The following is a 15957-nucleotide window of genomic DNA, read 5'->3' on the forward strand; positions in this document are numbered from 1 at the left end:
TTTCTGATTAAAACCGACTTTTCCGATTGGCTATAAATGTGCTGTGGGAGGCATACATAAGCTAATAAGTTCAAAGGGTATAACTATTAAACAGTTAGGGTGGGGACAATGAAGAAAAAGACAAAAAAATGGGCTGGTGTATTTTCAGTATTACTTAGTAGTTCGCTTGTGTTATCTGCTTGTGGGGGACAGGAGGATACGGCTTCTACAGAACCAGTAAAAAAGCAGGATTTAAAAGATTCTAAGATTGAATCAATTCCAGCTACAGATAAAAAGAAAAGTCCAGAGAAAGCAAATCAACGAAAAGATACTTTCATTACAGCCATTTCTAAGCCAGGGGGAGTTTTCCTTCCGTATTTCCAAGATAATGGTTGGGATGGAAATGTAACGTCGGTTATTTTTGCTTCATTAGTAACAACAGACAAACAAAGTAAACCTGTTCCGGATCTTGCAGAAAAATGGGATATTTCTGCTGACCAGTTAACATATACATTCCATTTACGTAAAAATTTAAAATTTAGTGATGGGTCGCCTCTAACAGCGGATGATGTAGCATTTACATTAACACTACTTCATGATAAAGCGTATGAAGGTGGATTGGATATTGCTCAGTATGCTGTTAAAGGTGGGAAAGAATATAAAGAAGGAAAAGCAACTTCTATTGAAGGAATCCAAGTTGTTGATCCACAGACAATTAAAATTACAACTGAAAAAGTTAATTCACAGGCGCTAACGAATTTAGGTGGCCCAGTGCTATCAAAAGCTTATTATGGAAAAGATTATAAACAAAATACAAGTTTAGACTATTTAAAAGCATTATATGGGCAACCAATTGCAGCGGGTCCATATAAATTTGAAAAATATGTTCCAGGTCAAGAAGTCCGCTTTGTTGCTAACGAAAATTATTATGCAGGTAAACCAAAAATTAAAAACTTTATTTACAAAATCACATCAGGTGATACTGGATTCCAATTATTCCAAACAGGTGAACTGGACTATAGTGGATTTAGAGCGAACCCTGAAAATATAGACCAATTAAAAGGATTGGAGTTTGCAAATATTAATCTTGAATCATCAAGTGATATTGCTTATATCTATGTAAATAATAAGAAGTCGTATTTGAAAGATAAAAAGGTACGCCAAGCACTTACTTATGGATTAGACCGTAAGAAGTATGTGGATACAGCTTTACAAGGCTATGGCTCTGTCGCTAACGTACCAATTGCTCCAGTTTCATGGGCATATACAGAAGAAGGTATTAATAAATATCCGCACGACGTAGAAAAGGCTAAAAAATTATTGGATGAGGCTGGTTGGAAAGTAGGTTCTGACGGGGTTCGTGAAAAAGATGGTCAAAAATTAAAATTAACATACTACGCATCAAATACAGGTAAAACAAATGATATCTTTATTCCAATTGCAAAAGAAAGTTACAAAGAAATTGGTGTTGAATTAAATCCAGAGTTGATGGACTTTAATACGATGCTTTCAAAAGTAGGAAAAGGTGACTACGATTTAGCGGCAGTTTCAACACCAGGAATTAGTGATCCAAGTGAAGTTGTAAGTGAGTACTTATCAACTAATCCAAAAAGTGATACGGGTTATAATAATCCGAAAGTAGATGATTTGATTGTAAAAGGTATAGGAACGACAGATATTGAAAAACGTAAAGCGATTTATAAAGAGCTGTATAAAGAGTTAAGTGATGATCCACCAGTTATTTTATTAAACTATCGTAAACTACTTTATGCTCATAATGCACGTATAAAAGGAATTGATCCAGAAAAGTACGATAGCATCAGTTCCAACTTACCAGTGTTATCTATTGAACAATAAGGGTTGACCTAAATAATAGAAGACGTTTTTTCACACAGCAATGGAATGGTAGCTGTTTTGAAAAAATGTTCTTCTATTTTTAAGTAAATAGGATTGGGGAGACAAAAGGTGAAAACATATATCATTCGTAGGTTTCTACAAATGATTCCTACATTGTTTGGTACGTCTATTATTATCTTTTTCTTATTTGCACTCTTACCGGGTGATTATATCGATTCAAATCCAAAATTAACACCAGAGAGAGCTCAAGAATTAAGAGAGTTGTACGGTTTAAATAAACCGATTATTGAAAGGTATTTTCATTGGCTAGTGAATGCTTTGCATGGTGATTTTGGATTTTCTTTACAGTACCAAGAACCGGTAACTTCATTACTTAATAAATTCATTTGGAATACATTTATTGTTGCTGCTGCAGCTTTATTTTTCACTTGGATTATTGCTCTTATTATTGGGGTTATTTCTGCAACAAAGCAGCATTCTTGGTTTGATAGATTGGTAACAATCGGTGTCTTTGCAGCAATGTCATTTCCATCATTCTTTATCGGACTATTTTTAATTAAATTATTAGCAGTTGATTTAAAGTTATTACCTATTGGTGGCAGGATTGATATTGGGAGTAACTCAACAGGGATAGCATACATATTAGAAGTATTACGTCATATGATTCTACCTGTATTTATTTTAACGCTTCTTGGTGTAGGATCGTTAACACGCTATTTTAGAACGGGCATGTTGGATGTTATTAGGCAAGATTATATTCGTACTGCTCGTGCAAAAGGTTTAAAAGAAAGAACCGTTATTTATAAACATGCATTGAAAAATGCAATTTTGCCAGCAATTACATTACTCGCTTTTGAATTACCGGGTTTATTTTCAGGAGCCATTATTATTGAACAGATTTTTAATTGGCCAGGGATTGGGAGTATTCAATTAGAAGCATTAAACTTTCGTGATTATACGGTATTAATGGCCTTTACAATGTTTCTTTCTTGTTTAACAATTATGGCTAATTTCTTAGCTGATATTGTCTATGCGTTTGTTGATCCAAGAATTCGATTGAAGTAAGGGGGGAAAGATATGGAGACTATTACACCTATAATAGAGAAAAAGAAAGAACGGAAAAAGAGAAATGAATCATCACCATGGCGCCAAGCGTATAAAAAAATCAAGAAAAATAAGATGGCACTGTGTGGCTTATACGTTTTAATATTTATGTTTTTATTTAGTTTTATCGGTCCAATCTTTTCACCGTATGCTGATGGGAAAGTACAAGTAACACAAATTAATAAACCACCCAGCCTGTCACATTGGCTTGGGACAGACCAGTTGGGAAGGGATATTTTAACTAGACTTATGCAAGCAGGGCGTATTTCATTAACAATCGGTTTAGCGTCGATGCTACTATCCGTTATACTAGGAGCTCTATTAGGAGCAATTGCTGGTTTTTATCGAGGAGTTGTAGATCATTTAATTATGCGTGTTGCAGATGTGTTAATGTCCATTCCAGGATTACCACTACTTATTATAATGGGAGCAATTTTATCAGAATGGAAATTACCATCGGAGTACCGTTTATATGTTGTAATGATTATTTTAAGTTTAGTAGGATGGCCAGGACTTGCCCGTCTTGTGAGGGGACAAATTTTAACATTGCGGGAGCAAGCCTTTATGCAAGCGGCAGATGTATTAGGATTAAAAGATTCTCGGAAAATCATTCATCATCTAATTCCTAACGTCTTTCCGTTACTTATTGTTGTAGCAACTCTAGGTGTGGCTGGATCTATTTTAAGTGAATCCGCACTAAGTTACTTAGGTCTCGGCGTCGTCCCACCTACGCCATCATGGGGGAACATGATTAGCGCAGCTAACTCATTAATTGATTTCCAAAAGCGTCCGTGGTTATGGATTCCGCCTGGTTTTGCAATCTTTATAACAGTTGTATCAATTAATTTACTTGGTGATGCACTTCGTGATGCGTTAGATCCAAAGATGAGACGGTAGGTGAGAAGGTATGAGTAGAGCGGTAGTAGAGCTAAAAGACTTACAAACACACTTTCAAACGGAGGAAGGGACAGTGAAGGCTGTAAACCATGTTAGCTTTGCTGTTCGAGAAGGTGAAACGGTTTGTGTAGTAGGAGAATCAGGTTGCGGGAAGAGTGTAACGGCTTTATCTATTATGGGGCTTATTGCTGAATCTGGCAGTGTAGTAGGTGGAGACATTTTATATGAAGGAAAAAGTCTTTTAGGAATGAAAGAGAAAGAACTTCGTAGTTTACGAGGCAATGATATTGCGATGATTTTCCAAGAACCGATGACATCGCTAAATCCGGTCTTCACTGTAGGTGAGCAAATTGTAGAAACGCTAAGGGAGCATGAATTACTTAGTAAAAATGAAGCGTATAAGAAAGCAATTGAGTTAATTCGTAAAGTTGGCATAGCCCGTGCTAATGAAATTGTTCATTCTTATCCGCATGAACTGAGCGGCGGGATGTTACAACGTATTATGATTGCTGTTGCGCTTAGTTGTAATCCTAAGTTATTAATTGCAGATGAACCAACAACAGCTCTTGATGTTACGATTCAAGCTCAAATATTGGATTTACTAAGACAAGTGAAAGAAGAATTTAAAACGTCAATCTTATTAATTACACATGATTTAGGTGTCGTAGCAGAAATGGCTGATTACGTTGTCGTTATGTATGGCGGGAAAGTTATTGAAGAAGCTCCAGTACTAGAGATATTCCAAAATCCAAAACACCCTTATACGAAAGGATTGTTGAAATCAAAACCAGTAATGGGAAAACGAATAGATAAACTATATTCTATTCCAGGGCAAGTTCCGAATTTAGTTGGTTTAGGTGAGTTTTGCTACTTTAGTGGGCGTTGTGAGCATTGTATGGAAATATGTGAAAAAGAAGCCCCAAATCTAAATGTAAATGATGAAAATCATAAAGTAGCTTGCTGGTTATATGAGGAGCGTGCGGAACAATGAGTGAACCATTATTAGAGGTGAAAAACCTAAAGACATATTTTCCAATTAAAGGTGGCATATTTAGTAGAACGATCGGGCATGTAAAAGCAGTTGATGGAGTAAGTTTTACTATTAATAAAGGTGAAGTGTTTGGTCTCGTTGGCGAATCAGGGAGCGGAAAAACAACGATAGGAAAAACAATTTTACGTCTCGTTCAAAAAACGGAGGGGGAAGTGAAGTTTAAAGGGAAAGATGTTCATTCTTTATCCAAGGATGAATTGAGAAAACATCGCCCTAATATGCAGCTCGTTTTCCAAGATCCATTTAGCTCATTAAATCCGAGAATGAGAATTGGTGAAGCGCTTGGAGAGCCGATGTTGGCCCACGGATTAGCGACGAAAGAAAATGTTCGTGAAAAGGTAATTGAAGTATTGGAGTTATGTGGCTTAGCTCCTTATCATATTGACCGGTATCCCCATGAGTTTTCTGGTGGACAACGTCAGCGTATCGTAATAGCAAGGGCTATGGTATTAAATCCAGAATTCATTGTAGCTGATGAACCTGTGGCGGCACTAGATGTATCTATCCAAGCACAAATTATTAATTTATTTAGTGAGTTACAGGAGAAAAAGGGATTATCTTATTTATTCATTTCACATGATTTGAGTGTAGTAGAACATTTATGTACGAAAATCGGAATTATGTATTTAGGTACAATTGTGGAGACGGCGCCGCGTGATGAGTTATTTACCAATCCGCTACATCCGTATACAAAAGCATTGTTATCAGCTGTTCCAATACCAGATCCAACAGTGAAGCGAGAGCGAATTATACTAGAAGGGGATATTCCAAGTCCAGCAAGTCCACCTTCGGGTTGTCGTTTTCATACACGTTGCCCGTTTGCAACAGATGTTTGTAAAAAAACAATACCAGAATTTCGTAATGTTGGTGATAATCATTTTGTTTCTTGTCATCATGTATAAAAAAAGGACTCTTTCAAATTGAAAGAGTCCTTTTTTATTTACTAGATGAAGTTTGTTTCAATACAAATTGCTCGATTGCGTGAGCAACACCATGTTCATTGTTTGTTAGTGTTACAACATCACATAGTTTTTTTACATCTTCTTCAGCGTTGCCCATTGCAACAGATAAGCCTGCTACTTCTAGCATTGGTACATCATTAAAATTATCACCAATAGCAACTGTATCTTCAATAGGGATATTAAAATGAGCTGCCATCTGCTGTAGCCCGTTTCCTTTATGTCCATTCTTATCCATAATTTCTAAGTTAGTAGGAGCTGATGCTGTAACCATAATATCAGCGTCTTCTTGTAACACGCTTAATAGCTGTGCGCGATGCGCTGCATTAAATGTTGAAATGAAGAATTTAGATATTTCTAGTTCTTGGTTATTTACAACATCTTCTATTTTTTTGAAATCAGTAATTAGGTTTGATTTCTTTTGCTTTTCTGTAATTCGTTCAAGCTCCTCTAATGTAACATCGAGCGCATGCTTATTTTCTTCGAACGCTTGCATCACTTGATCTTGCCATGTATATGGAGAATAAACTCCTTTATTCGTATATAGCTTATATGGGAAACCTTCAGATTCTAGTAATTTTGCAAGTTTGTACACTTTGTCGTTTTGTATACAACGAGAGTTAATTACTTTTCCATCCACATAAACAATAGCCCCATTGCTTGCTCCGACTGGAAGAGATAATTTATATTCTTCCAATAGCTTTAAAGCATCCTCTTTCGCACGACCAGAACAAATCATTACAATATGACCAGCTTCTTGTGCAGTTTGGATTGCTTGTAGGTTTTCTTTGGAGATTTCAAGATTAGATGATAGTAGTGTACCATCCATATCTAATGCGATTAATTTCAAAATGACCACCTCTTTGTTTTTATTATACATAGTTATATAGAGGAAACATATAAACTTATCTTGGAAAGACGGTATTTTATCTTATATTAAAAGTAAGTAAAGATTAGATAGGTTTAGTGTCACTAAATAAACTGTTTGTAACAAAAATAGAGAGAAGGATGACTACATTTCACTTTATGACTTTAATATTACAAAAATGTTACAAGTGTGAGCTTAGTGAAAAGTGCATTAAATAAGGGTTTTTGGGGAGTGTTATAAAAAAACGTAAAAAAAGTGTAATAAATTTCACGTTATTATATTGCAACGTAACAATAGTTATGTTACATTAATGTTACAAACGTTACGTTATCGAATTTAATGTAACGTTAACATAAAAACTATGAAATAAACATTTCTTAGAAATTACATATAGATAACTTATGAAAAGGGAGGATAAATGATATGAAAGAGCAAGTATTACAAGTAACAAAAGGTGACTTCGTAGGATCAGCAAGTGGGGCGGTAGTATTAACAGCATTAATCGTATTTCTATCAAGCGTATTAGTATAATAGAAGTTTTGTAACAAAAGAAAAAGAAGGGAGAATGAAAGATATGAAAGAGCAAGTATTACAAGTAACAAAAGGTGACTTCGTAGGATCAGCAAGTGGAGCGGTGGTATTAACAGCATTAATCGTATTTCTATCAAGCGTATTAGTATAATAGAAACTTTGTAATAAAAGAAAAAGAAGGGAGAATGAAAGATATGAAAGAGCAAGTATTACAAGTAACAAAAGGTGACTTCGTAGGATCAGCAAGTGGAGCGGTAGTATTAACAGCATTAATCGTATTTCTATCAAGCGTATTAGTATAATAGAAGTTTTTTAACAAAAGAAAAAGAAGGGAGAATGAAAGATATGAAAGAGCAAGTATTACAAGTAACAAAAGGTGACTTCGTAGGATCAGCAAGTGGAGCAGTAGTATTAACAGCATTAATCGTATTTCTATCAAGTGTATTAGTATAATAGAAGTTTTAAATCAAACAAAAATGGAAGGAGAATGAGGGATATGAACAGTGAACAAGTGTTTCAAGTAACAAAAACAGATTTATTAGGATCCTTAGGTGGAGCGGTAATATTAACATCATTTATTCTATTCCTTGCAAGTGTATTAGTATGATATATGTAAATACAACCATTCAAAAAAAATAAAGACTCTAACGTATTAGTAAGTAGTTAATATGTTGGAGTCTTTTTTATTTTCTTCTTATATACCTTCAAGTATTAAAGTTACCTCATTATTTAGCATCCATGGCTAATTAGACGCTGCGGTTGCAACTTGATTCAACGAGTAATCAAAAATCCACTGAGTAAAAGCCTGATTGGTGAGGGCTGATTAAAGTTTCACTTTATTTCAAAGAGAAAAAAGTCGAATTTTATATGTAAGAAAAAAAGAGGAATTTGACAGAAAAGATAGAAAATTTTAAAGGTCAGAATTTGTTAGCTTGCTAACTAATTTCTATTTATTTATGTTGGAAGCGTTTTCGGTTGGTTTTAAGTATGGACCATTTAATCTATTTACAGGGGGATGAAGATATTATGAAACAAAAATCTATGGATACGCTAGCTGCACAAATGGAGGACTTTTTTCCAGTACGTGATGTAGATCATTTAGAATTTTACGTAGGGAATGCAAAGCAATCGAGTTATTATCTTGCGAGAGCATTCGGATTCAAAATTGTGGCTTACTCTGGATTAGAAACTGGAAACCGTGAAAAGGTATCTTATGTTCTTGTGCAAAAAAATATGCGTTTTGTTGTGTCTGGAGCTTTAAGTAGTGAAAATCGTATTGCAGAGTTTGTAAAGACTCATGGTGATGGCGTGAAGGATGTGGCACTACTTGTTGATGATGTTGATAAAGCATACTCAGAAGCAGTGAAACGTGGTGCCGTCGCAATTGCTCCACCAGAGGAATTAACAGATGAGGACGGTACATTGAAAAAAGCAGTTATTGGTACGTATGGTGATACAATTCATACGCTTGTAGAGCGTAAAAATTATAAAGGGGCATTTATGCCAGGATTCCAAAAGGTAGAGTTTAATATTCCATTTGAAGAGTCTGGCTTAATTGCTGTCGATCATGTAGTTGGTAATGTTGAAAAAATGGAAGAGTGGGTTAGTTATTACGAGAATGTCATGGGCTTTAAACAAATGATTCATTTTGATGATGATGATATTAGTACAGAGTATTCGGCTTTAATGTCGAAAGTTATGACAAATGGAAGCCGTATTAAGTTTCCTATTAACGAACCAGCAGACGGAAAGAGAAAGTCACAAATTCAAGAGTATCTAGAATTCTATAATGGAGCTGGTGTACAGCATCTTGCTTTATTAACAAGTGATATTGTTAAAACGGTTGAAGCGCTTCGTGCAAATGGGGTGGAGTTTTTAGATACACCTGATACTTATTATGATGAGTTAACTGCACGAGTTGGAAAAATCGATGAAGAAATTGATAAATTAAAAGAATTAAAGATCTTAGTAGATCGTGATGATGAAGGTTACTTACTACAAATCTTTACGAAACCAATTGTAGATCGCCCGACTTTATTTATTGAAATCATTCAACGTAAAGGTTCTCGTGGATTTGGTGAAGGAAACTTTAAAGCGTTATTCGAATCAATTGAAAGAGAACAAGAGCGTCGCGGAAACTTATAAGATTTATATCCACCAGCAAAAGTCCCTTTGCTGGTGGAAATTTCATTTTTATAAGGAGGAATCAGGATGAAATTTGTTACATTTCGTCTTCCTTCAAAAGAAATACGGGCTGGATGGCTTGAAGGTGACAAAGTAATAGATATGAATCTTGCTAGTGAAGGGAAAATCCCTTCTTCTATAATGGCTTTTTTAGAGAAAACGGATGAGTATGTAGAAGTAGTGCGGAATATTAAGAATCCAAATAAGGGTATATATGCTTTAGAAGAAGTACAATTGACAGCTGCTCTTCCTAATCCGAGTAGTATTCGAGATTTTTACGCATTTGAACAACATGTAAAAACAGCTCGTGGACGAAGAGGACTAGATGTTGTGCCTGAATGGTATGATATTCCGGTTTTTTATTTTACTAATCATCGTGCTGTAATTGGTTCCGGTGATTTTGTAATTGGTCCGAAAAAGTCTAAAAAGCTTGATTACGAGTTGGAGATTGCTTGCGTAATAGGAAGAGAAGGGCGAAATATTTCTCGTGAGCAAGCAGAGGAATATATTTTTGGTTATTGTATTATGAACGACTGGAGTGCGAGAGACTTACAAGCAACAGAAATGAAAGTAGGTCTCGGTCCTGCGAAAGGAAAGGACTTTGCAACTTCGTTAGGAGCACATCTTGTTACGAAAGAGGAATTAAATGTTTATCGTAATGGTGATCGATATGATTTAGAAATGACTGCTCATGTAAATGGAAAACTATTATCAAAGGGAAACTTCCAAGATATTTACTATACATTTGCTGAAATGATTGAACGTGCTTCAGAGGACGTGACGTTATATCCAGGAGATGTGATTGGTTCTGGGACAGTAGGAACAGGCTGTATTTTAGAACTTGGTACAGAAGAGTGGCTACAAGATGGAGATGTTGTAGAGCTGTCGATTACTGGTTTAGGTACACTACGTAATACGATCAAAAAAGAAAAGGAAGCGGGTGATGGGCATGTTTTATCGTCACATGGGAGAACTACCTCATAAACGACATGTACAATTTCGTAAAAAAGATGGATCGCTTTATCGTGAACAGGTAATGGGAACGAAAGGATTTTCTGGTACGCAGTCTATTTTGTATCATCACTATATGCCAACAGAAGTAGGTCATTCTGCATTATCGCATTCTTGTCAGTTGCAGTATGAAGAGGATGTTGCTCTTTCTCATCGCCACTTCCGAACGAAAGAAAATAAAAAAAGTGGTGATGCAATAAGTGGACGAAATTTCATACTTGGAAATGAAGATTTGTTAATTGGAGTAGTGAGCCCAACAGAAAAAATGGATTATTTCTATCGTAATGGTGATGGCGACGAAATGTTATTTGTTCATTATGGAACAGGGAAAATTGAAACGATGTTTGGAACGATTCACTATAGAAAAGGCGACTATGTAACGATCCCAATTGGAACGATTTATCGTGTTATTCCAGATGAAGGAGAGACTAAGTTTCTTGTTGTAGAGGCGAATAGCCAAATTACAACGCCGCGTCGTTATCGAAATGAATACGGACAATTGTTAGAGCATAGTCCGTTTTGTGAAAGAGATCTTCGTGGTCCAGAAAAATTAGAGACCTATGATGAAAAAGGCGAGTTTGTCGTAATGACAAAATCAAGAGGCTATATGCATAAACATGTTTTAGGACACCACCCGTTAGATGTTGTTGGATGGGATGGCTATTTATATCCGTGGGTATTTAATGTAGAGGATTTTGAACCAATTACAGGGCGCATTCATCAGCCACCGCCAGTACATCAAACATTTGAAGGGCATAATTTTGTTATTTGCTCTTTCGTACCACGTTTATACGATTATCATCCAGAGTCAATTCCGGCACCATATTATCATAGTAATGTTAATAGTGATGAAGTTCTTTACTATGTAGAAGGAAACTTTATGAGTCGCAAAGGTGTGGAAGAAGGTTCTATTACACTTCATCCGAGCGGGATTCCCCATGGGCCGCATCCGGGGAAAACAGAGGCAAGTATAGGGAAGAAAGAGACACTTGAATTAGCTGTTATGATAGACACATTCCGTCCGCTTCGTATTGTAAAACAAGCACATGAAACAGAAGATGAAAAGTATATGTATAGCTGGATTGAACAAGGTTCATATACTGTGAAATAAGTAAAAAAAGGCATGCTCTCAATAAGGGAGCATGCCTTTTTTGTGGAATCGACATGTATAATAATACCAAAAAGAGTTGTCGAAAGATATATAGAAAGAATGATAAGGATAGTGCATATTCAGAAGAATTTCTACTTGTTTCGACAAAAGTATTGACTAGGAAAAGCGTAATGAGTAAAATAAAAAAGCGAATTAAAAATTTTCAGAAAATTTAAAACTTGGAGGAGTGAAAGATGAAGCAAATTTTTCAAAAGAAGCCAATTGCAAAGTTAATGCAAGAAAGTAAGCAAAAAACGTTAGCGAGAACATTGGGCGCGCTAGATCTAACTATGCTTGGAATCGGAGCAATTGTTGGAACTGGTATTTTTGTTCTAACGGGTGTTGTGGCAGCGAAACATTCTGGGCCAGCTATTATATTATCATTTGCGATTGCCGCGCTAGCTTGTGCCTTTGCTGCATTTTGTTATGCTGAATTTGCTTCTTCAGTTCCTGTCTCGGGCAGTGTGTATACGTATACATACGCGACGATGGGGGAAGTATTCGCATTTTTAATTGGCTGGGACTTAATGCTTGAATATTTACTTGCTACATCTGCTGTAGCAAACGGTTGGTCTGCATATTTTCAATCTTTATTAAAGGGGTTTGGAATCCACATTCCGACTATTCTCTCCTCGGCTCCTGGTACAGGAAAGGGTGGAATAATTGATCTACCTGCAGTTCTAATTATTTTAGTGATGACAGTTCTTTTATCTAGAGGTGTTCGTGAAAGTGCACGAGTAAATAACATTATGGTATTTATTAAAATAGCAGTTGTTCTTATTTTTATTTTTGCTGGTTTTAATTATGTGAAACCTGAAAACTGGACGCCTTTTATGCCATTTGGTTTAGATGGTGTAATGGCTGGAGCGGCCACAGTATTCTTTGCATTTATAGGATTTGATGCAGTTTCAACAGCGGCAGAAGAAGTGAAACGTCCGCAACGTGATTTACCAATTGGTATTATTGCATCGTTATTAATTTGTACAGTTCTTTATATCGTTGTTTCGCTTATTTTGACAGGAATTGTTCCATACGGCCAGCTAAATATATCAGATCCAGTTGCTTTTGCACTGCAATTTATTGGACAAGATGGCTTAGCGGGGGTAATTTCAGTAGGAGCAATTACAGGGATTACAACAGTAATGCTAGTTATGATGTATGGGCAAGTTCGTGTTTCTTATGCGATGAGCCGAGATGGTTTATTACCGAAGCGTCTTGCTAAAGTTCATCCGAAATTTAAAACGCCATTTTTAAATACATGGACAACGGGAATTATTGCGGCACTGATTTCAGGATTAATAGATTTAAATGTTTTAGCACATCTTGTAAACATGGGGACATTGTCAGCATTTGCACTCGTAGCTGTTGCGGTAATTGTAATGAGAAGAACCCATCCAGACTTACCAAGGGCATTTAAGGCTCCGCTTGTACCATTTTTACCAGCGTTAACAGTGATTTTCTGTTTATACTTAATGCTTCAATTATCGGGGACAGCATGGATTAGTTTTGGGATATGGATGGTTATTGGTATAGCGGTTTACTTCTTATATAGCCGAAAACATAGTGCTTTAAATAATAGTAAAAAAGAAGAAGATGTTGCGAATTTATAAGCGAAAAAAATCCATTCTAATTCTATTAGAATGGATTTTTTTATTTGAAAATTTACATTTTTCTGAACTTGTTATAAGATAATTGTTGGCTAACTAAAGGAGTGAAATGATGAAAAATACGTGGCGTGAGTTAAGGGAGATGGACCGTAACGTATGGATTCGATTTATTGGAGAGACGTTAAATGGAATTGCAATGATGATGTTAATGCCTTTTTTTGCATTATATTTAAAAGATAAGGTAGATTCGTTGTTGGAAGTTGGGGTTATTATGGCGCTTTCTCCAATTGCTGCAAGCTTTGGTTCACTTATAGGAGGGAGAATTGCTGACATATATGGAAGAAAGCCGATTATGATATTTTCTATGGCAAGTAATGCATTATTAATGCTCGGTTTTCTATTTATAGAAGGATTTATTCCATATGCAATTTTATCTATTTTTTTAGGATTGAGTAATTCTTTATTTCATCCAGCTGCATCAGCTATGGTCGCAGATGTAACGGCACCAGAAAAAAGAACAGAGGCATATGGTTTATTACGAATGGGTCACAATATAGGTGCTGCGATTGGTCCGATAATGGGAGCATCAGTAGTTGTGTTGTCAAAGAATCTTGTGTTTATTATTGCCTCTTCTACAATGCTATTTTATGCGTTACTTGTATTGCTTCTTATTCAAGAGACGATGCCAAAGAGGACAGATAAGGAAGAACATAAAGAAAAGGAATCTGGGGCAGTTTGGAAAATTGTCATGCGAGATAAGGCATTAATGATTTACTTATTAGCAGGTATTATCATTTCGATGGGGTTTTCTCAAACAGAAGGCATGTTGCCACTACATTTTGATAACGAAATGAAGCGTATTTTTGGAGCGAATAATCCATATCCATATTTAATGGCGTTAAACGGACTATTAGTTGTTTTATTCCAATTTCAAATTTCAAAATGGGCTACGGATAAACCAGTCGGGAAGACGATGTTATATGGTGCATGTTTGTTCGGGATTGGATTGTTTTTTATAGGGTGGTTACCGAAGTGGTTTGGAGAGTTTAATACAAATGCTACAGTTATTTTAATAACACTACTGTTCGTTTATGCTATATATACGTTAGGTGAGATGATTATGTCGCCTGTACAGATGACATTTGTAGCAAACTTGGCCCCTGAGCATTTGAGAGGGACTTATATGGGCGCTGCAAGTTTGCAGTGGATTACAGGAAGCGCATTTGGTCCACTTTTGGGAGGTTTTTTATTAGATCGATTACTTGGCCACTTGCTATTTACAATTTTAGCTGTAGGATGTGTAGTTGCAGGTATTGTATATATTTCTTTAGATCGCCTTGTTGAGCAAAGGCAAAAAGATACACTAACCAAACAATCTTCTTAGTAAATAGGTGACATACACAAAAAAGGGGATTTCTACATATTTTAGGTACATAACTAGATAGGATTACCATTTCATTTTAAAATTCACCTTTGTATAGTAGTGGAATAGAAAAAGTGTAGAAAACCAATAAGTATTGTCATTTAATTATTTGTGGAAGTTACATTTTATTTCAAATAGGAACTACCTATTTTTATAAAAAGTGCTAAAATAGAAAAATGAAAACAATTGGTTAGGGTGATTTCAGTGACAAAAATTAAATTAGGTTTATTATATGGTGGAAAATCAGCTGAGCATCAAGTTTCGTTACAGACGGCTCTTGCTGCTATTAAAGCGTTAAATCAAGATAAATTCGAGATTCATCCAATTTATATTACAGAACAAGGTCAATGGGTACGTGGTGAGCGTATTGAAGGTGAAGTAACAGATGTTGAAGCTTTAAAAATGAGTAGTGCAGAAAATGCGATTTCTCCGTTATCATTAAGTACAGAGATTATTCCATCTGCAGCTTCTGAGGAAAACGCTATTGACGTTATTTTCCCATTACTACATGGACCAAACGGTGAAGATGGAACGGTTCAAGGATTATTAGAATTGATGAATATTCCTTATGTAGGAAATGGTGTTCTAGCATCATCTGCTGGTATGGATAAAGTTGTTATGAAAAACATCTTTGCAGAGGCTGGTTTAAAACAAGCAAAATATGCGTCTTTCATTCGCAGTGCATGGGAAAAAGATCGTCAGGAAGCTTATTCTAAAGTAGAAGATAAGTTAGGATATCCTTGTTTCGTAAAACCAGCAAACCTTGGTTCAAGTGTTGGTATTAATAAGTGTAAAAATCGTGAAGAACTTGAGAATGCATTTGTAGAGGCATTCCAATTTGATCGCAAAATTATTGTAGAAGAAAATATTGTAGGTCGTGAAGTAGAAGTTGGGGTACTAGGTAATGATGAGCCGAAATGTTCAGTTGTAGGTGAAATCGTTCCGAAAAAGGACTTCTATGATTATAAGTCGAAATATATCGATGGTGATACGGCGTTAATTATTCCAGCTGAAATGACAGAAGAAGAATCTGATGTGATTAAGCGTGATGCAATTATTGCGTTCCAATCATTAGATGGTGCAGGCTTAACGCGAGCTGATTTCTTCTTAACGAAAGACGGAGAAGTGTATATTAACGAAGTAAACACTATGCCAGGATTTACACCGTTTAGTATGTTCCCTCTATTATGGCAACATACTGGGTTACCGTATCCAGAGTTAATCGAAGAGTTAATTCGTTTAGCGATTGAACGTCACGAAGAAAAACAAAAAATTAAATATACAATCTAACAAAAAAAGGAGGAAGCACTATTCGTAGGAATAGTGCTTCCTCTAT

17 protein-coding genes are annotated in these 15957 nt (G+C 35.8%); 16 read left to right on the forward strand and 1 reads right to left on the reverse strand.

Annotation, left to right across the window (positions count from 1 at the left end; genetic code table 11):
* Nucleotides 1–108 precede the first annotated feature (108 nt).
* The 5 genes from MHH27_RS01235 to MHH27_RS01255 all read left to right on the forward strand — a co-directional run bounded on the left by MHH27_RS01235 (nucleotide 109) and on the right by MHH27_RS01255 (nucleotide 5790).
* Entirely contained in the window at nucleotides 109–1836 is a 1728-nt protein-coding gene (locus MHH27_RS01235; protein ID WP_000730676.1) for an ABC transporter substrate-binding protein, read from the forward strand.
* 108 nt (nucleotides 1837–1944) lie between these two features.
* Nucleotides 1945–2901, forward strand: a complete 957-nt coding sequence (locus tag MHH27_RS01240) for an ABC transporter permease (RefSeq protein ID WP_340941410.1) — start codon at nucleotides 1945–1947, stop codon at nucleotides 2899–2901.
* Between the two features lie 12 nt (nucleotides 2902–2913).
* Nucleotides 2914–3837, forward strand: coding sequence for an oligopeptide ABC transporter permease (gene opp4C, locus MHH27_RS01245; protein ID WP_000447957.1), 924 nt, complete (start codon nucleotides 2914–2916; stop codon nucleotides 3835–3837).
* A gap of 10 nt (nucleotides 3838–3847) precedes the next feature.
* A complete protein-coding gene (locus MHH27_RS01250; RefSeq protein ID WP_065229648.1) occupies nucleotides 3848–4828 on the forward strand; it encodes an ABC transporter ATP-binding protein in 981 nt (326 codons plus the stop codon).
* Complete coding sequence (locus MHH27_RS01255) at nucleotides 4825–5790, forward strand: ABC transporter ATP-binding protein (protein ID WP_063546235.1); 966 nt, start codon at nucleotides 4825–4827, stop codon at nucleotides 5788–5790. The genes MHH27_RS01250 and MHH27_RS01255 overlap by 4 nt, the downstream gene beginning before the upstream one ends.
* 34 nt (nucleotides 5791–5824) lie before the next feature.
* On the opposite strand, the gene MHH27_RS01260 is transcribed toward MHH27_RS01255, so the two are convergent.
* Nucleotides 5825–6697, reverse strand: a complete 873-nt coding sequence (locus MHH27_RS01260) for a Cof-type HAD-IIB family hydrolase (protein WP_000766424.1) — start codon at nucleotides 6695–6697, stop codon at nucleotides 5825–5827.
* Nucleotides 6698–7138: 441 nt separating this feature from the next.
* Here MHH27_RS01260 and MHH27_RS01265 point away from each other — a divergent pair, with 441 nt between their 5' ends.
* The 11 genes from MHH27_RS01265 (at nucleotide 7139) to MHH27_RS01315 (ending at nucleotide 15911) form a co-directional block, all read left to right on the forward strand.
* Nucleotides 7139–7246, forward strand: coding sequence for a DUF3948 family protein (locus MHH27_RS01265; protein WP_000664237.1), 108 nt, complete (start codon nucleotides 7139–7141; stop codon nucleotides 7244–7246).
* Between the two features lie 34 nt (nucleotides 7247–7280).
* Nucleotides 7281–7397 carry a DUF3948 family protein gene (locus MHH27_RS01270; protein ID WP_000654250.1) on the forward strand — a complete coding sequence of 39 codons (117 nt, stop codon included), beginning with the start codon at nucleotides 7281–7283 and terminating at the stop codon, nucleotides 7395–7397.
* Between the two features lie 34 nt (nucleotides 7398–7431).
* Nucleotides 7432–7548, forward strand: a complete 117-nt coding sequence (locus MHH27_RS01275) for a DUF3948 family protein (RefSeq protein WP_000654250.1) — start codon at nucleotides 7432–7434, stop codon at nucleotides 7546–7548.
* A gap of 34 nt (nucleotides 7549–7582) precedes the next feature.
* Nucleotides 7583–7699: a DUF3948 family protein gene (locus MHH27_RS01280; protein WP_000654250.1), complete on the forward strand. Its 117-nt coding sequence runs from the start codon at nucleotides 7583–7585 to the stop codon at nucleotides 7697–7699.
* A 43-nt stretch (nucleotides 7700–7742) separates the two neighbouring features.
* Nucleotides 7743–7853, forward strand: a complete 111-nt coding sequence (locus MHH27_RS01285; protein ID WP_001083691.1) for a DUF3948 family protein — start codon at nucleotides 7743–7745, stop codon at nucleotides 7851–7853.
* A gap of 419 nt (nucleotides 7854–8272) precedes the next feature.
* Complete coding sequence (hppD, locus tag MHH27_RS01290; protein ID WP_000810920.1) at nucleotides 8273–9391, forward strand: 4-hydroxyphenylpyruvate dioxygenase; 1119 nt, start codon at nucleotides 8273–8275, stop codon at nucleotides 9389–9391.
* A gap of 66 nt (nucleotides 9392–9457) precedes the next feature.
* Nucleotides 9458–10414, forward strand: a complete 957-nt coding sequence (locus MHH27_RS01295) for a fumarylacetoacetate hydrolase family protein (protein ID WP_340941414.1) — start codon at nucleotides 9458–9460, stop codon at nucleotides 10412–10414.
* Nucleotides 10380–11552 (forward strand): homogentisate 1,2-dioxygenase, encoded by a 1173-nt coding sequence (locus tag MHH27_RS01300; protein WP_014481934.1) that lies wholly within the window; start codon nucleotides 10380–10382, stop codon nucleotides 11550–11552. The genes MHH27_RS01295 and MHH27_RS01300 overlap by 35 nt, the downstream gene beginning before the upstream one ends.
* A 233-nt stretch (nucleotides 11553–11785) precedes the next feature.
* The gene (locus MHH27_RS01305) at nucleotides 11786–13201 is read left to right on the forward strand and encodes an amino acid permease (RefSeq protein WP_000809361.1); all 1416 of its coding nucleotides are present in this window, start codon (nucleotides 11786–11788) and stop codon (nucleotides 13199–13201) included.
* Between the two features lie 109 nt (nucleotides 13202–13310).
* Nucleotides 13311–14582 (forward strand): MDR family MFS transporter, encoded by a 1272-nt coding sequence (locus tag MHH27_RS01310; protein WP_000799720.1) that lies wholly within the window; start codon nucleotides 13311–13313, stop codon nucleotides 14580–14582.
* A gap of 243 nt (nucleotides 14583–14825) precedes the next feature.
* Nucleotides 14826–15911 carry a D-alanine--D-alanine ligase gene (locus tag MHH27_RS01315; protein WP_000161433.1) on the forward strand — a complete coding sequence of 362 codons (1086 nt, stop codon included), beginning with the start codon at nucleotides 14826–14828 and terminating at the stop codon, nucleotides 15909–15911.
* Nucleotides 15912–15957 lie beyond the last annotated feature (46 nt).

The organism is Bacillus sp. FSL L8-0152, from assembly GCF_038006365.1.
Taxonomy (GTDB): Bacteria; Bacillota; Bacilli; order Bacillales; family Bacillaceae_G; genus Bacillus_A; species Bacillus_A cereus.